Annotated in this window: 15 protein-coding genes; 4 read left to right on the top strand and 11 right to left on the bottom strand. The window is 70.3% G+C overall.

Annotation, left to right across the window (positions count from 1 at the left end; translation table 11 throughout):
* Together pdxR and ald are read right to left on the bottom strand one after the other, a co-directional pair.
* On the bottom strand, positions 1–1,464 hold the full coding sequence (pdxR, locus tag AC069H_RS10575; RefSeq protein WP_478224624.1) for a MocR-like pyridoxine biosynthesis transcription factor PdxR: 1,464 nt from the start codon (positions 1,462–1,464) through the stop codon (positions 1–3).
* A 65-nt stretch (positions 1,465–1,529) separates the two neighbouring features.
* The gene (gene ald / locus AC069H_RS10570; RefSeq protein WP_478224625.1) at positions 1,530–2,645 is read right to left on the bottom strand and encodes an alanine dehydrogenase; all 1,116 of its coding nucleotides are present in this window, start codon (positions 2,643–2,645) and stop codon (positions 1,530–1,532) included.
* 178 nt (positions 2,646–2,823) lie between these two features.
* Between ald and AC069H_RS10565 the strand changes: the two genes are divergently transcribed.
* Complete coding sequence (locus AC069H_RS10565; RefSeq protein ID WP_478232086.1) at positions 2,824–3,534, top strand: TSUP family transporter; 711 nt, start codon at positions 2,824–2,826, stop codon at positions 3,532–3,534.
* 170 nt (positions 3,535–3,704) lie between these two features.
* On the opposite strand, the gene AC069H_RS10560 is transcribed toward AC069H_RS10565, so the two are convergent.
* Genes AC069H_RS10560 through AC069H_RS10520 form a run of 9 tightly spaced genes read right to left on the bottom strand, consistent with a single transcriptional unit; the run spans position 3,705 to position 14,073 of the window.
* Positions 3,705–5,174 carry an isochorismatase family protein gene (locus AC069H_RS10560; protein ID WP_478232085.1) on the bottom strand — a complete coding sequence of 490 codons (1,470 nt, stop codon included), beginning with the start codon at positions 5,172–5,174 and terminating at the stop codon, positions 3,705–3,707.
* Positions 5,161–5,802 carry an SRPBCC family protein gene (locus tag AC069H_RS10555; protein ID WP_478232084.1) on the bottom strand — a complete coding sequence of 214 codons (642 nt, stop codon included), beginning with the start codon at positions 5,800–5,802 and terminating at the stop codon, positions 5,161–5,163. The genes AC069H_RS10560 and AC069H_RS10555 overlap by 14 nt, the downstream gene beginning before the upstream one ends.
* On the bottom strand, positions 5,799–6,299 hold the full coding sequence (locus AC069H_RS10550) for a (2Fe-2S)-binding protein (RefSeq protein WP_340688410.1): 501 nt from the start codon (positions 6,297–6,299) through the stop codon (positions 5,799–5,801). Before AC069H_RS10550 ends, AC069H_RS10555 begins: the two co-directional genes overlap by 4 nt.
* On the bottom strand, positions 6,296–8,701 hold the full coding sequence (locus tag AC069H_RS10545) for a xanthine dehydrogenase family protein molybdopterin-binding subunit (RefSeq protein ID WP_478232083.1): 2,406 nt from the start codon (positions 8,699–8,701) through the stop codon (positions 6,296–6,298). The genes AC069H_RS10550 and AC069H_RS10545 overlap by 4 nt, the downstream gene beginning before the upstream one ends.
* Positions 8,698–9,564, bottom strand: a complete 867-nt coding sequence (locus AC069H_RS10540; protein WP_478232082.1) for an FAD binding domain-containing protein — start codon at positions 9,562–9,564, stop codon at positions 8,698–8,700. The genes AC069H_RS10545 and AC069H_RS10540 overlap by 4 nt, the downstream gene beginning before the upstream one ends.
* Entirely contained in the window at positions 9,561–10,949 is a 1,389-nt protein-coding gene (locus AC069H_RS10535) for an MFS transporter (RefSeq protein ID WP_478224631.1), read from the bottom strand. The genes AC069H_RS10540 and AC069H_RS10535 overlap by 4 nt, the downstream gene beginning before the upstream one ends.
* Positions 10,950–10,983: 34 nt before the next feature.
* Positions 10,984–12,255 (bottom strand): FAD-dependent oxidoreductase, encoded by a 1,272-nt coding sequence (locus tag AC069H_RS10530; protein ID WP_478232081.1) that lies wholly within the window; start codon positions 12,253–12,255, stop codon positions 10,984–10,986.
* Entirely contained in the window at positions 12,233–13,030 is a 798-nt protein-coding gene (locus AC069H_RS10525; protein WP_478232080.1) for a maleate cis-trans isomerase family protein, read from the bottom strand. The genes AC069H_RS10530 and AC069H_RS10525 overlap by 23 nt, the downstream gene beginning before the upstream one ends.
* Positions 13,027–14,073 carry a 2,5-dihydroxypyridine 5,6-dioxygenase NicX family protein gene (locus tag AC069H_RS10520; protein ID WP_478232079.1) on the bottom strand — a complete coding sequence of 349 codons (1,047 nt, stop codon included), beginning with the start codon at positions 14,071–14,073 and terminating at the stop codon, positions 13,027–13,029. Before AC069H_RS10520 ends, AC069H_RS10525 begins: the two co-directional genes overlap by 4 nt.
* Positions 14,074–14,276: 203 nt before the next feature.
* On the opposite strand from AC069H_RS10520, the gene AC069H_RS10515 reads away from it, so the two are divergent.
* The 3 genes from AC069H_RS10515 (at position 14,277) to AC069H_RS10505 (ending at position 16,518) form a co-directional block, all read left to right on the top strand.
* Positions 14,277–14,777 carry a MarR family winged helix-turn-helix transcriptional regulator gene (locus tag AC069H_RS10515; protein WP_465455551.1) on the top strand — a complete coding sequence of 167 codons (501 nt, stop codon included), beginning with the start codon at positions 14,277–14,279 and terminating at the stop codon, positions 14,775–14,777.
* A gap of 83 nt (positions 14,778–14,860) precedes the next feature.
* The gene (locus tag AC069H_RS10510; protein ID WP_478232078.1) at positions 14,861–15,526 is read left to right on the top strand and encodes a HEAT repeat domain-containing protein; all 666 of its coding nucleotides are present in this window, start codon (positions 14,861–14,863) and stop codon (positions 15,524–15,526) included.
* Positions 15,520–16,518 carry a HEAT repeat domain-containing protein gene (locus tag AC069H_RS10505; RefSeq protein WP_478232077.1) on the top strand — a complete coding sequence of 333 codons (999 nt, stop codon included), beginning with the start codon at positions 15,520–15,522 and terminating at the stop codon, positions 16,516–16,518. The genes AC069H_RS10510 and AC069H_RS10505 overlap by 7 nt, the downstream gene beginning before the upstream one ends.
* The last annotated feature ends 305 nt before the right edge of the window (positions 16,519–16,823 follow it).

Genomic DNA, 16,823 nt, shown 5'->3' with positions numbered 1-16,823 from the left:
TCAGCCGCCGAGCAGGTCGCGGCAGGCCTCGCCGAGCAGCCGGATACCGGGGTCGATGTCGCGCAACGGCACCGCCGCGAAACCGATCCGGAAGTGGTTGCGCGGCGGCTCATCCCCGACGAAGAAGATGTCGCCGGGCTCGATCAGGACGCCGTCGCGCTCGGCGCGTTCCATCAGCGCCCGGCAGTCCAGTTCGGACGGCCCGGTCATCCAGAGACTGACCCCGCCCGGCGGATACGCCGTCTGCGTCCACGGCAGGTGTTCGGTGACCGCGGCGCAGGTCGCCTCCCATTTCCGCATCAGCTTCGTGCGGTACCGCCGCAGGGACCGGTGGTACTCGCCGCTGTCGATGAGCAGCGCCAGCGCCCGCTGGAGGTGACCGGGCGGATGCCGCAGCACGTACCGCCGGATCTCCCGCAGTTCCCGCACCAGCTCACGCGGCCCGACCAGGTACCCGAGCCGCAGGCCGGGTGAGAGGAACTTGGAGAAGGTGCCGAGATAGATCGCATCGCCGGTGCCATCGAGCGCCTTGAGCGCGGGCGTGGGACTGCCGTGGTACCGGAACTCGCTGTCGTAGTCGTCCTCGACGAGCACCGTGCCCGCACTCGCGGCGAGGCTGAGCAGGCGACGGCGGCGGCCGATGCTCAACGTCGCGTTCGTCGGATGGTGGTGGCTCGGAGTGAGATAGAGCAGGTCGACGCCGTCGAGTGTCTCCGGCGGGCGCAGGCCGCTCTGGTCGACGTCGACGCCACGCAGCCCGGCGCCGGTGCGCAGGAAGATGTGCCGGGCGTCGAGATACCCCGGGTTCTCCATCGCCACGACGCTGTCCGGTCCGAGCAGGGCGCGGCCGAGCAGGTCGAGCCCCTGCTGCGAACCAACGGTGATCAGCACCTCGGCCGGGTCGGCCTCGATCCCCCGCGCGGTGAGCAGCTGACGGCAGATCAGGTCGACCAGCATCGGGTCGTCCGAACCGACGCTGTCCTGGAGGCTCGGGAACACGTGCGGCCGGTACAGCGCGTCGCGCAGGCAGCGGGTCCACGACCGCGCCGGGAACGCGGTGACGTCGACCTGACCGGCGAGGAACGGGTACGGATAGGTGTGCCAGTCCACGCGTTTCTCGATATGTGGCACCCCGGCGTCCGGATACCGGCGCACCCGCGCGCTCCAGTCGATGGCCGGGCTGGTGCCGCGCTCCTGCACCGCGCAATGTGGCCGCATTTCCGCGTTGATGAACAGGCCGCTGCGCTCCCGGCTCTCCACGAACCCCTCGGCGACCAGCTCCTGGTAGGCGAGGTTGATGGTGTTGCGGGAAACGCTCAGTTCGGCGGCCAGCTCACGCGAACTCGGCAGCCGGTGCGCCGGGTCGAACGTGCCGATCGCGATGCCGTGCTCGATGGCGCGCCGCACCTGCCGGTAGAGCGGCTCGGCGGACGTCCGGTCGATTTCGATCAACGTTCGCGGCAACGGCACCTCCCTTTCGGCGACGGGGCCGGGATCTGAACCTAGCTCCAGATCCCGGCCCGCACCACCTAGCCGAGCACGTCGTCCAGCGAAACCGAGCCGATTCCGAGAGCCTCGCCGACCGGCGCGGACGTCAGCCGCCCGTCGACCGTGCTGACCCCGCCGCGCAGCTCCGGGCAGCGCGCGAGGGCGCCGGCGAGACCGTTGTTCGCCAGCTCCAGCGCGTAGGGCAGCGTGACGTTCGTCAGCGCGTAAGTCGAGGTGTGCGGAACCGCGCCGGGCATGTTGGCGACGCAGTAGAACACCGAGTTGTGCACGGCGAACGTCGGTTCCGCGTGCGTGGTCGGCCGCGTGTCCTCGAAGCAGCCGCCCTGGTCGACGGAGATGTCGACGAGTACGCTGCCCGGCTTCATCCGGGAGACGAGGTCGTTCGACACCAGGCTCGGCGCCTTGGCACCGGGCACGAGCACCGCGCCGATCACGAGGTCCGCCTCGAGCACGGCCTCCTCGATCGAGTACGCGTTGGCCGCGGCGGTGCGGATCCGGCCCTGGTACATCCGGTCGGCGGCACGGAGCTTGTCGACGTTCTTGTCGAACAGGACGACGTCGGCCCAGGTCCCGGCCGCGCCGGCGACCGCGTTCATGCCCGCGACACCGGCGCCGAGTACGACCACCCGCGCCGGGGCCACCCCGGAGACACCGCCGATGAGCACACCCCGTCCGCCATTGGCGCGCATCAGCGTCTGCGCGCCGACCTGCGGGGCCAGCCGTCCGGCGACCTCGCTCATCGGGAACAGCAGGGGCAGAGAACCGTTCGGCAGCTGCACCGTCTCGTAGGCCACCGACGTCGTGCCCGCGTCCAGCAGCGCCCGTGTGCACGGCTCGCTCGCGGCGAGATGCAGGTACGTGAACAGCAACTGGTCGCGCCGCAGCCGGTGGTACTCCTCCGCGATCGGCTCCTTGACCTTGAGCACGAGGTCTCCGGTCGCCCAGACGTCGTCGGCGCTGTCGAGCACCTTCGCCCCTGCCGCGGCGTAATCCTCGTCGCGCACGGAGGAACCTTCGCCTGCTCCACGCTCGACGAACACCTCATGCCCGGCCGAAGTGAATTCGTGCACGCCCGCGGGCGTCACCGCGACCCGGTACTCGTGGTTCTTGACTTCACGAGGGACACCGATCTTCATCTCACGCTCCCGTCTGTTCCAAAGGCAATGACGCTGAGCGTGCGGCACGGCTGGAACGGCCAGAAGTGCCAGAACCCACGCGTTCGACGGGTCCAGTTCACCGCTCATAGCGTTGGACTATGACGTCTTCGCCGGATACCGCCTACCGGCGTGATCGCGTCGGCTCCACAATGGACTCGTGGGAACCCTGGCCATGACCTCGCTGGCGGCGGCGGCCGGGGTGGTCGCCCAGCGCCTTTCCGGGATGGGGCTTTCCCTGCTGTGCGTACCGTTCCTGGCGCTGGCGCTGGGTCCGCTCGACGCCGTCCGGCTCACCCTGCTGCTCGGCTTCCCGGTCTATCTCGCGGTCGCGATCACCCATTGGCGGGCGATCAGATGGGCACAGGTCGCGTGGCTGACCGTGCCCGCGGTGGTGTTCACCCCGGTCGTCGCGCTCGTGGTCCGCGGTGTCCCCGCGCGGCCGCTGCTGCTCGCCGCGGGCGGCTGCTGCGTCCTGGCCGTCGGCGTGCTGGCCAGCGGCATCACCAGCAGACGGCTCGCGGGCAGGACAGGCGCTGTCGGCGCGGGCGTGCTGAGCGCGGCGATGAACTCCGTCGCCGGGCTCTCCGGTCCCGCCGTGGCGGTGTACGGGGCGAGCGCGGGCTGGGGCGCGGACGAGACACGCGGGACGCTGTCGATCTACTTCTTCCTGCTCGGCCTGGTCGCGCTGCCCAGTCTCGGCTGGGTGGAGGTGCCCGTGAGCGTGCTCCTCGCGGTCGCGGTCGCCGCGCTCGCCGGCGACCTGCTGGGGCGGGCGCTGAGCCGCCGGGTCGGCGAACGGGCCGTCCGCTGGTCCGTTCTGGTGCTTTCGGCGGCGGGTGGCGCGTTGACGCTGGCGCACGCCGCCTGAAGGCGCGGCTCGGTCCCGACCCGCTCAACGCTGGCGTCCGTGAAGGGCCCCTTCACTACCCTCAGGGTAGGCAAGGAGGCCTTCACGGACACCGTCGGCCAAAGAAGATGCCGGTCCCACGCACCCACACTCACCGCCACCCGTCGCGAAAGCCACCTTCGCGACATGCTTCAGAGCAGCTTCCGCAACGCCTCCCGCAGCGCGGCAAGAGCGGCCTCGGGCTCATCCCAGAAGATCATGTGCCCCGCCTCCGGGATCTCGGCGAACTCGGCCGACGGATTGCACTCGGCCGCTTCAGCCGCACCAGCGGCGGTGACTACCGGGCTCGCGCCGCCGTAAAGGAAGTAGGTCGGAGCGGGCACCTTCGACCAGTCGTCGAAGAAGTCCTCGGATTCGAACCCGGCGTGGGTGGCGACGATCGCGTCGCGGGAGCACGAAGACAGCCAGCGGGCGCGCAATTCCTGTTCCCGGCGCGGCCATCGCGGCCAGGACCGGGCCACCTCGTCGGCGTCGGTGCCCCGGCGGGCCTGCGCGAGTTGCCCGAGGAAGGCGTCGAGAGTGGTGGGATACGGCGCCCGTCCGGGACCGCTCAGCGGAGGGTCGGCCAGCACCGTGCCCCGAAGTGGCCGGGTAGTGGCGGCACGCGCGGCGATCCGCGCGCCCATGGAGTGTCCGAACAGGATCGGATCACGCAGCCCGAGTCCGTCCACGACCGCCTCGACGTCCGCGACGTAGCTTCCCAGGTCGTAGTCGGGCGCGTCATCGGACAGCCCGCGCCCGCGGACGTCGAGCACGAGTGGCCGCACGAGGTCGGTGAGTTCCCGTGCCACGAAGTCCATCGTGACCGCGGGGCTGGTGATCCCCGGCAGCACGAGCACCGGGACGCCGTCGGCGGGACCGTAGTCGAGCACGTGCAGCCGGACGGGGCCCGACGTCACCCAGCGGCTGGTCGCCGGAACGTCGCCGAGATCCGCCAAGGCGGGTTGACCGAGCGTGCGGCGATCCAGATCCGCGAGATACGCCAGGGCCTCGTCGAGATCGACGACGTCCGCGTATTTCGCTTGCAGGTCGAACAAAGCGGCATCGTGCGGTCCCTGCGCGCGGTCACCGCAGGCTTCCCGCACGACGAGCGTATTGAAGCCGGATTGGACGGCGTCGACGGCGGTCGCGCGGACACATCCCGAAGTGGTCGCGCCGCAGACGACGACGGTGTCCGTGCCCAGGCTCGTGAGGAGCGCCGCCAGCGAGGTCCCGTGGAACGCCGACGCGCCCTTCTTCAGGATCAGATGGTCGCCCTGCCGCTGGTCTAGCCGCGGGTCGAGGGCGACCGCTTCGCTTCCTTCGCGCAGCGCCCGCATCCCGGGCGCTTTCCGGAGCCACGCGACGGCGTCGCCGTCCGCTTCGGCGGGTGTGTAGGAGATCGCGGTGTAGATCACCGGCACGTCCCGCCGCCGGGCTTCGGCGACGAGAGCGGCGGTCGCGGTCACCTCGGCGGTGAGGTCGGCTCCGGACGGGAAGCCGGGTTCGGTGAACCCGCGGGTCAGGTCGACCACGACCAGGGCCGGGCGCGATCCGCGCGGCACGCTCGCGCCGAAACCGGCTCGGTCGTACACGCTGTCGAGACGTTCATCGACGGGCACGCTGCAACTCCTTGATCAGTTTGTCCTGAGTACGGATCCGGCCCAGCAGCCAGCCCTGGAACAACCCGAGGGCCGCGGCGGCCGCGATCACGCCGTAGCGTTTGACGTTGTCGGGAACCAGCATCGCCAGACCGTCGAGAGCCTCGCCGCCGCCGGCCGGAGCGGGTTTCGCCACCGGCGCGGGCCGCCCTTCCAGCTGGTCCGCGAGATTGCGGGCGAACTGGTCGAGCAGCCGGGTGGAGACGGCGCCGATCGCGCCCTTGCCGAATTGGGCGAGCTTGCCGCGGATCGACAGATCGGTGCGCAACTCGATGGTGGCGCCGCCGGGTGCCTCGCGCACGGTCAGCGTGACGTCGGCCTCCGCGTCACCGTTGCCGTGGGCGTCGGCTCCCCTGGCCACCAGCCGCAGGCTGCGGTCGGCGGGGGTGACGTCGGTGAACCGCACGGTGCCCGAGTAGGCCGCGGTGATCGGGCCGACCTTGACCTTGACGCGGCCGAGATAGGCGTCGTCCTGCCGCCCGTCGAGGATCGCGCCCGGCAGGCAACCGGCCACCCGTTCGACGTCGTTGATCAAGGCGAAGACCGCGTCGGGTCCGGCCGGGACGGACAGTTGGTTTTCCAGGATCACGCTGTCGCCTCCTTCTTCGCGGCGTGGCACCGGCGGGTCGCGGTCGCCTCGATCGCGTCGACGATCGTCTGATAACCGGTACAGCGGCACAGGTTCGCCGAGACGGCCTCGCGGATCTCCTCGCGGCAGGCGTCCGGCCGCTGGGCGAGGAATCCTTCGGCCAGCATGAGGAATCCGGGCGTGCAGAAGCCGCACTGCAGACCGTGGTGCTCGCTGAAAGACCGCTGCAGATCGGAAAGTTCGCCGTCCTGCCCCAGCGATTCGACCGTGCGGATCTCGGCCGTCTCCGCCTGGACGGCGAACATCAGGCACGCCCGCACCGGCTCGCCGTCGACGAGGACGGTGCAGGCGCCGCAGACCCCGTGCTCGCAGCCGACGTGGGTGCCGGTGAGCCCGAGGTCGTGGCGCAACACATCGAGCAGGGTCTTGCGCGGCTCGACGAGGGCCTCGTGCGACTCGCCGTTGACGTTCAGGACGATCAGGTGCCGGTCGCTCATGATGGGACGCTCACTTCCTGGTGGATCTCCGCGTCGAGCGCGGCGAGCACGGTCTGCGGGTGGACCGGGGTCGTGTCGAGTTCGACCCCCGTACGGCGCAGCGCGTCGTTGATCGCGTTCAGCACCGCGGCCGGCGCGCCGATGGTGCCGCCCTCCCCCGCGCCCTTCGCGCCGTTTTCCGTGAAGGCGCAAGGGGTTTCGAGGTGGGTCACGGTGATGTCGGGGATCTCCGTCGCGGTCGGGACGAGGTAGTCGATGAAGCTCGCGGCCGACGGTTCCCCATTGCCCGCGTAGGTGATCTCCTCGAACAACGCGCCGGCGATGCCCTGCGCGATCCCGCCGCGGCACTGGCCGTCGACGACCTGCGGATGGATCACCACGCCGCAGTCCTCCACGCAGGCGTAGCGCAGGATCCGGATCTGGCCGGTGCCCGGATCCGCCTCGACGACCACGGCGTGCGTGGCGTTGGAGAACGTGCCGTCGCCGGGCACGTCGAAGCTCGCCGTGGCCGTCAACGTCGGTTCGACGTCCTTGGGCAGCAGATGACTGCGCAGGTAGGCCACGTCGGCGATCTCTTCGAACGACGCGCGCCGCTCCGGGTCGTCGATCTGGACGACGCCTCCGTCACCGTCGAGGCGGACGTTGTCAGGACTCGTTTCGAGCAGGTGCGCGGCGATCCTGCACAACAGTTCGCCCAGTTTCCCGGCCGCGAGGGACACCGCCGAGCCCCCGATCGTCACCGAGCGGGAGGCGAAGGTTCCCCATCCGTAGGCGATGCGCTCCGTGTCGCCCTGGCGGAGCTTGACCTGGTCGAGGTGCAGGCCCAGCCGGTCGGCCACGATCTGCGCCAGCGTCGTCTCGTGGGACTGGCCGTGGTTCATGGTGCCGCTGGTGACCACGACGGAGCCGGTGGTGTCCATCCGGATCTCGGAGATGTCGAAGCCGGGGACCACGGCCATCTTCCGCTTGGCGAAGGCGCCCGAGCCGTATCCGGTCCGCTCGGAGAAACAGCAGTAACCGATGCCGATGTGCCTGCCCTCGGCGGCGGCACGGTCCTGGATCTCGTACCACCCCTCGTCGCGGATCGCCGCCTCGGCGAGTTCGAGCGATTCGCGGTAGGTGCCGGGGTCGTAGGTGATGGCGTTGACGCCGGTGTACGGGAACTGCGTGATCACGTTGCGCCGCCGGATCTCGACCGGATCGAGGCCGAGTTCCCTGGCGGCGCGTTCCATGACCCGTTCGATCGCCATCACGTACTGAGGACGGCTGACCCCGCGGTAGGGCGCCGTCGGTGCCTTGTTGCTCGCGATGGCGCGGGCACGAACGCGGTACTCGGGCACCTGGTACACGCTCGGCATCTCGGCCGACGCCATCAGCGGCTCGATACCCGCGGTGAACGGGTAACAGGAGTACGCGCCCATGTCGCAGACGACGTCGACGTCCAGCGCGGTGATCCGCCCGTCCTCGTCGAACGCCGCCAGCGTGCGGTAACGCTGTTCCCTGGCAAGGAATCCGGCCGTGAGCGCCTCGCGCCGGTCTTCGATCCATTTCACCGGCCGGTTCAGCCGCCGGGCCGCCGCCGCGACCGCGATCTCTTCGCGGCCGACGACGCATTTCTGACCAAAACCCCCGCCCATGTCCGGAACGGTGACCCGCACGGTGCGTTCGGGGACCCGCAGCGAACGGGCCATCGCCGTGCGCACCTGATGCGGCACCTGCGTGCACATCTGGACGAGCAGCTGGTCGTCGCGGTCGTCCCAGGAGGCGACCACTCCCCGCGTCTCGAGCGGGAGCGCGTTCTGCCGTCCGCTCTTCGTGACGACTTCGACCACGCGGCCGCCGCCCGCGCGGGCCGCCTCGAACGCCGCGTCGACACCGGGTGTGTCGAACATCGAGACGTCGACCAGCACGTTGCCGGGCGCCTCGTCGTGGACGAGCGGCGCGTCCGCGGCGAACGCCGACTCCTCCGACACGATCGCCCCGAGCGGCTCGTAGTCCACCACCGCTGCTTCGACGCCGTCCTCGGCGCTGTACGGATCGCGCGCGACGACCAGTGCCACCGGTTCGCCGGTGAACCGCACCTTCTCCCTGGCGAGGATCGGCATCGCGGTCGGCGAGAACTCCTCGGGCGGGCGGTCGAGCAGGGCGACGATGTCACCGAGATCGAGGTCGGACGCCGTGTAGGCGGCGACGACACCGTCGACCGCCAGAGTGGCCGACAGATCGATCCCGGTGATCGTGCCGTGCGCGACCGCCGATCGGACGAAGGCCGCGTGCAGCATTCCGGGAAGCTGGATGTCGTCCACGAAGCGGCCCCGGCCGGTGAGCAGGCGCGGATCCTCGCGCCGGGGCACCGACGCGCCGACCCAGCGGCCGTTGCGCCCGTCGAACCGCGGAGTCATCGCGTTTCTCCTTTCTCCCAAGCCTCGTGCAGCGCCCGGATGACGAGGGTGCGCGCCAGGCGGCGGCGATAGGCGGCACCGCCCGCCGCGTCGTCGGGCGGATCGATGGCCGCCGCGGCGGCCTCCCCGCACTCGGCGAACAGATCCGGTCCGGGGACACCGCCGTCGAGCAGCGCCTCGGCCTCGGGAACCCTGACCGGCGCGGGCGCCACGCCGCCGAGCACGACCCGGCCCCCGTGCTCCGCGTCGATGCTCACGGCGGCGTCGACGATCGCGAAATCGCCGTGGCGGCGGGCGAACTCGGTCAGCGCGGCCCGGGGCGACGGGCGGGTGAAGCGCACCGCGGTCACGACCTCGTCCGGTTCGACGGCCGTGGTGTAGAAGCCGTGGAACATCTCCGCGGCCGGTATCTCCCTGGGCCCGCCCGGACCTTCGGCGACGATCACCGCGTCGAGCAGCAGGGCCAGCAGGCACCATTCGGCGGTCGCGTCACCGTGGACGACGCTGCCCGCCACCGTGCCGCGGGACCGGATCGGTAGATGCCCCACCCACCGCATCGCGCGGGAGAGCACGGAGAAATCCGGTCCCAGCTCGGCGACCTCGACCGCCCGATGGGTGACCATCGCGCCGATGGTGAGGCTGGAACCGTTACGCCGGAACGAGTTCAGCGCCGGTTCCCGCCGCAACGGGCCCAGATCCACCAGCGCCGTCGGCCGGGCGAGCCGGAAGTTCATCATCGGCATCAGGCTCTGGCCGCCGGCGATGAGTTTCGGGTCCTCGCCCGCCGCGGCGAGTTCGCCGAGCAGGCCGACGGCGTCGGTGACGTCGTGGGCCCGGTGGTACCGGAACGCGGCGGGCTTCACAGAGCCGGCCTGGTCTCGGCGGCAGGCTCGGCCGGGTCGACGATCCGGTCGAGTTCGCGGCCGCGGGTCTCCGGCGCGCCCGTCATCATGAACACGGCCGCGGCCACCACGAGCACACCCAGCACGGTGAAGGTGAGCGGCAGCCCGAGCACCGGCCACAGCACGCTGCCGAACAGCAGGGGCGCGAAACCGGTGATCGCCCGGCTCGACGACGACGCCCAGCCGAACCCCGAAGCCCGGAGTTCCGTCGGGTACAGCTCGGAGACGTAGGCGTACATCACCGGGATGACCACCAGCGCGAACAGGCCGAACGCGCCGATCGCCACGACCGCCGCGGCAGGCGTGTCGAGCAGCAGGGAGAACACCACCAGCGACAGTGCGGTGAGCGGACCGGCGACCATGATGATCCGCTTGCGGCCGACCTTGTCGACCAGGAGCACGGCCACCGCGACACCCACGATGCCGGTCGCGTTCATGAGCGCGGTCGACGCGAAGGCGGCGATCTCGCCGAATCCCTGCGCCCGCAGGATGGACGGCATCCAGCTGAGCGCGGCGTAGTAGACCAGCATGACGCTGATGAACAGCGACCACGCCACCGCGGTGATCCGCGGGTTGAACGCCCACACCCGGCGCAACTGATCGAACGCGGCCGCGACCGCGCCACCGCGGGTGTCCTCGACCACCGCGGGCGGGACCGAGTAGGGCTCCGGTGTCGCGCCCGTGCGGCGCACGAGATCGTCGATCACGGCGCGTGCCTCCGCCTCGCGCCCCTTGCGCACCAGGTACAGCGGTGATTCCGGGACGCCACGCCGCACCCAGAACAGCAGCAGCGCCGGCAGGATCATCAGCACCAGCATCCAGCGCCAGTTCCCCTCGACCGGGAGCAGCAGCGTCGCGGTGACGGCGGCCAGCGTGGTCCCGATCGGCCACCAGCCGTCCATCGCGGACAGCACCCGGCCTCGATGGCGGCGCGGGGAGAACTCGCTGACGATCGCGTAATCGACCGGGATACAGCCGCCGAGTCCGATACCCGCCAGGAAACGCAGGGCAAGGAACGTCTCGACGTTCGGGGCGAACGCCCCGAGCACGGAGAACAGCGCGAACAGCAGCAGCGTGACACTGAACGCCCGTTTCCGGCCGATCCGGTCCGCGACCGTGCCCCAGGCGACCGCCCCCACGGCCATGCCGATCAGGTTCGCGGTCGCCACCAGCCCTTTCGCGCCGGCGGACAACCCGAATTCCGCCCCGACCAGCGGGGTGAGGAATCCGTTCAGCGCGACGTCCCAGGCGTCGAACATGTAGCCCAGCCCGCCGATGAGGAAGATCTTTCCCTGCACGCTCCAACGCCAGGGCAGGTCCTGGACGATCTGATCACCAGTACGCATGAACCACTCCGATGCGATTGCCGGCCAGCGCGCCTCAGCGGGCGAACTGGTAGTGGATGGACTCGGTGTCGGGGTCGGTGAGCGGGCTGCCGTTCCACAGCCAGTCGTAGGACACGTCGGATTCGCCGTCGAAGCGCCGTAGCTTCTCGTCGCGCTCGCGCTGCTCGGGACCGTCGGGCAGGTGATAGAAGTCCATGTTCTGCAGCGAGGCGTCCTGCACCATGCCCGCGTGCTTGGCGCGCCGGTCCACGTAGCGGATCAAAGCACCGTCGATCCCGTCGCGGGTGACGCGCCCCAGTTCCTCGGCCAGCACCGCGGCATCTTCCATCGCCTGGGACGCGCCTTGCGCCTGATACGGCAGCATCGCGTGGCACGCGTCGCCGAGCAGGGCGACCCGGCCGTCGACCCAGACCGGATCGCGGCGGCGGCGGTACATCGCCCACACCGAGACGTCCTCGTCCTTCGCCTTGGCCAGCATCGTCGGTACCCGATCGTCCCAGTCGTGGTACTCCGCGGCGAGTTCGGCGGCGGTGGCCGGGCCGCTCCAGTCCTTGGCCACCGCTTCGGTGCACGGCACGATCGCGACCACGTTGAGGTACTCCCCGCCGCGGATCATGTAGTGCACCAGGTGTTTGTTGGGGCCGTACCAGATCGTGGAGTGGTACCGGTCGACGAGGAACCGGGTGGCGGGATCCTGCGCGATCAGGTCGCCGGAGATCAAGGCCCGGTACGCCATCTCTCCGGAGAACGCGAGGGTGTCGTCGAAGCCGGCGAGGTCGCGCACCGAAGACCGGATGCCGTCCGCCCCGACCACGATGTCACCGGTGAACCGGCGTCCGTCGGCGGTGATCACGGTCGGCCGGTCCGGCACCGACCGGTCGAGGTCGACCACCCGCGCGCCGGTCGCCACTCGCACCACCGGACCGGGGACCTCCGGATCGAGGCAGGCGTCCAGCAGCACTCCGTGCAGGTCGGCGCGGTGGTAGTGCCAGTAGGGCGCGCCGTACTGGTCGGTCACGCGCCTGCCCAGCGCCAGCTGGGCGATGATGCTGCCGTCGGCCCAGCGACGGCGCACCTGGTCCTGCGGCTCGGTCCGCACCCGCTCGAGCCGGGCGCGCAGGCCGAGCCCGATGAGGATCCGGCTGGCGTTCGGCGCGGTCTGGATCCCCGCGCCGATCTCGCCCAGCTCAGGGGCGGCTTCGACCACGGTGACGCGCAGACCCCGTTGCCGCAGGGACAACGCGGCACAGAGCCCACCGAGCCCGCCACCGACGACAACGACCTCAAACGACTGACTCGCGGCCATGCCCGCCTCCCGTCTTCGTCATAGCTTTCGCGCCACTGAGCAAGCTGCCGGCACCGGGCACCCAAGGCTCCACGCCGAGTTCCGAGAGGATCCGGAACGTCGTGGCCGTCGCCGCCGAGAGGACCGGGATCCCGATCTCGTCCTCCACCGGCTGGATCGCGGGCAGCGAAGGCATCTGGACACAGGCGGAGAGCACCAAAGCGTCCACATCGGACAGATTCAGTCTGCGGTGGTGCTCTCGCAGCCCGGCGGGATCCAGCCGGGCGACGGCGAGATTGTCCGCCACTTCGAGCGAAAGCGCGTCGGCGATCTCGAACCCGGCGTCCTCGATGTACTCCGCCACCGCCGTGGTCAGCGGCTTCATGTACGGCGTGATGATCGCGACCTTGCGGGCGCCGAGCGCGCTCAGCCCGGACAACAGCGCGCCGGCGCTGGAGACGACCGGTGACTCGCAACCCTCTTCGCGCAGCACGCGCGTGATGTCGTCCTCGGCGGTGCAGTGGTAACCGGGCCCCTGGGCCATGATCGCCACCAGGCACGCGGTGGCGACGACGTCGGGCCGCGCGTCGGCGAGTTCGGCCGCCGCCCGCCCGGCCTGGGCGTTCATCGCCCGCAGCTGTTCGGGTTCGACGTGCCGCATCCTGGCCCTCGCGGAGTGGAACACGAACCGGTCCCCCGGTTCGGCCTCCTCCCTGGCGCGCAGCATCCGCGGCAGCTCGGTCTCCATGGTGAGGTTCGAACTGGGGACGATCATCCCGATGTGGTGGTCGCTCATCGGCGGGCCGCCGGGCGCATCTCGGCGACGGTCAGCTCACCGTTGTCGACGATCAGTTCGTCGTCCAGGTAAAGGGAATTGCCGCGCATCGGGATGTCGAAGTGGCAAGGCGTGTCGTTCGGTCCGCCGAGCTCGTTGTTGGGGCCGATGGAGAACATGACGTTGCCGTAGAAACTCCGCAGCTCCATGCCCATCCCGCCGGGGAACTGGGTCAGGCCGTGCCAGTGCGCGCGCTCGTCGAGCCCCCAGCCCACGTGGCTCATGCCGTAGCCTCGCGGATCGTCGAAGCTCTCGATGTACGAGCGCAGCAGATCCGCGTCCAGCCCGGACGATCCGGCGCCGCCGCGGATGTCCCGGATGAACCCCTGTTCGATGGTGATCTCCACCGGTGTCTGTACGTAGGTGTTGAACGGCAGCAGCACATCCCCCGGCGAAAGCACGATCTTCCCGTCGACACCGTCGTCGGCCCCGCCGGTGAACACGAACGCCGCCGGCCAGTGGTCCCAGCGGCCGGGAGTGTCGGTGTAGCCGTATTCGGACAGCGTCGGGTACACGCCGAGCTGATAGGTGACGTCGGTGCCCGCCGGGCTGGTGATCCGCATCGTGCCCGCCTTGGCGAGAAGTTCCGCGCCGATCTCCACCCGCTCGCGCAGTTCCTTCGTCGGCATGAGCCGGGCCAGCAGCTCGGGCGGTTCGACGGCGGTGAGGATCCGGGTGCCCGCGTCCTGGATGGCGAACTGTTCCTTGCTGAACAACAGGAACGTGCAGTCGACCACCATGTCCACGCTCTTGAGCGCCTCGACCGCCAGCGGAATGTTCCCGAGCCCCGAGTCGCCGACCGCCCACGCCCCCGCGGCGCTGATCGGTGACGGCAGCCGCATGTGGTACGCCGAGGCACCCAGCCGCTGGGCGGCCCACAGGAACGCGTCGGCGTACTCCGCGCGCTCCCCGCCGCGGGTCAGCACCACCACGGTCTCGCCCTCGTGCACCCCCGAGAACGTCAACTGGCGCAAGCAGATGTCGTTGAACAGGTTCCGGTCCATCCTCGACCACCTCCATATTGATCCGAGCACGTACTATCCGGGTACGCAAGAGTTCAGTCGGACCTTCATCCGAACACGTACTATCCGGATACGCAAGAGGTGACCGTGGACAGATCTCGGCGGCCTGCCACTGAGCGACCGTCCGGACACGTAGGATCACCGCGGGGGCCCGGGCAGCGGGTCGGAGCCGACAAGGAGCAGCGATGGGTGAATCGGCGCGCACGGGCCGGCGCAGGGACGACACACCGGCCGTCACTCCCGCGCCGCCGTCGGACCTGCTGGCCGCTCCCGGCTACGGCGCCCGCAGGCTGTACCAGGCGTACCTCGCCGCGTGGAACCGCCATGTGGATCCGGTGCTGACCGGTCCGCAGTTCGCGGTCCTGTCGGCGGTCCGCGCCTATCCCGGCAGCGACCAGAGTTCACTCGCGGGCGCCGTCGCGCTCGACACCTCGACGATGGCCGATTTGTGCCGCAGGCTCGAACGGCGGGGGCTCATCCGGCGTGTCGAATCCCCTCACGACGCGCGGCGCAAACTGCTTTCGCTCACCGACGAGGGCAAGTCGGTCTTGAGCCAGGTGAACCGCCGCGCCCGCCGTCTGGACAAGGCACTCCTCGACGGCGACGACGACATCGACATGGCGGCTTTGCTCAACGCGCTGGGCGCCCGCTGGGAGCGGATCGCCGAGGTCGACAAGCTGCGCTGAGGCCGACACGCCGGGTTCCGGAGCTTGAGGGTTGACCTTGACATCGTGACAAGGTCTTCACTGAAGCGCAGGAGGTGGTTCCCATGAACCCGACCACGGACACACCGCTGCTCGACGCTCTCGGTGCCGAGGACTCGTCGACGCGGCTCAAGGCCGCCATGGCCGCAGGCACTCGGCCCGACCCGCGCTTCACCGACGCCCTGGTCGCGCGATGCGCGATCGAGCCCGACTTCTTCGTCCGCGACATGCTCACCTGGGCGCTGACCCGTCTCCCGCCGTCGAGCACGGTGCCCCGGCTCCTGGTGGAGCTTCGATCCGAGCGGGCGCAAGCACGGAGCCAGGCGTTGCACACCCTGTCGAAGATCGGGGACCGCGCCGCCTGGCCCGCGATCACCGCATCCCTGTTGCACGACGCGGACGACGAGGTGGCGCGAAGCGCCTGGCGTGCGGCCGTCATCCTCGTGCCGGAGGGGGAACGAGCCGGGCTGGCCGCTGAACTGGCGATCGAGCTCGGCCGTGGTGACCGGAACAGGCGGCTGAGCCTCAGCCGGGCGCTCGTCGCGCTCGGGGACGCCTGCGAGCCAGCCCTGCGGAAGGCATCGGAGAGCCGCGATGACGCGGTGCGCGCGCACGCCGTCGCCACGGAACGCCTCCTGCTCGACCCGGAAGCGGGGTTCGACGTGACGGCGGACGAGGCGAAACGGATCATGGCGCTCGGTCCGCAAGGGGCCGGAGGATCGGCGTGCTGATCGGCGAGGTGGCGCGGCGTTCGGGAGTGAGCTCGCGGATGCTGCGCCACTACGACTCCCTCGGGCTGGTGCGGCCGACGGGACGCACCGTCGGCGGCTACCGGGAGTACCAGGACGAGGACATCCGCAGGATCTTCCATGTGGAGAGCCTGCGCTCACTCGGGTTGTCCCTGCGCCAGATCTCGCGCGCGCTGGAGGATCCGACCTTCACGCCGTCGACGCTGGTCGGCGATCTCATCCGTCAGGCGGAGGACCGGTTGAACCGGGAACGGGAGCTGCTCGCGCGGCTGCGTACGGTCGACGCGTCCGCCCCCTCGGACTGGCAGGACGCCCTTCGGATCGTGGAGCTCCTGAGAGGGCTCACTTCGCCTCACGCGGCGCGCCGCCAGCAGGCCGCCCTGAACCCCGCCGAAGAAATGCCGGTTCCCGCCGACCGGATCGCCGACGCGATCCTGACCGAGGCCGACCCGAACGTCGCCGGAGCCCTGCGCTGGGCTCTCGCGCGGGCGGGCGGCGACGGGGTGGCCGAGGTGGCGGCAGGACTGCACGCGGAGGACGCGGACGTCCGGCAGCGCGCGGTACTGGCGCTCGCCGAGATCCCTGGCGAGGAAGCGGGCAAGGCGCTCACGGAGGCGCTCGGGGACTCCGACGCGAGGGTGCGCGGGCCCGCCGCGCTCGCCTTGGGCGGGAGGGGCACGACCGCGGCCATCCCCACCCTCGTCGGCATGGTGGTCGACGGCACGAACGACGTCGAAGCCGCGGAGGTCCTCGGCGCGCTGGTGGAGCTTCCCGGCTCCGAGGAACGGATCATGGCCGCCCTGGCCGACGCGCTCGCGGCGCACACCGGGGATTCCGCGGTCCGGATCCGCGTGGTCCAAGCCCTGGCGGAGATTCCAGGAGCCAAGGCGGGCGGCATGCTGGAGCTGCTGGCCGGGGACCCCAATCCGGCTGTCGCGCTGATCGCCTCCGCCCTCGCCGACCGGGACCGGTGACCCACTGGGGCGCCACAGATACAGGGCCTATAGAGGGACAAGGCAAACGTTGCGCGACCGCGAGGCCCTCTGCCACGTAGACCTTCTTTGCCGGTTTCGAGGCAGAGGGCGGCCTTCGCACCCCATTCGTCCACAAGGGACACTTCATGGCGATTGAATGTCTGATTGATACCTATATGCAGGGTTCCCGAGAGGGTCGTGGGGGGGGTTTTTGGGTTTCCCCCCAAAAACCCCCCCCCCCCCCCCCCCCAAAACCCCCCCCCCCCCCCCCCCCCTAAACCTCATTCGCGAAAAAGGTTCTTTTT

The sequence above is a fragment of the Amycolatopsis sp. NPDC043887 genome (assembly GCF_056435665.1).
This window is presented reverse-complemented; position numbering and strand designations above follow the sequence as displayed.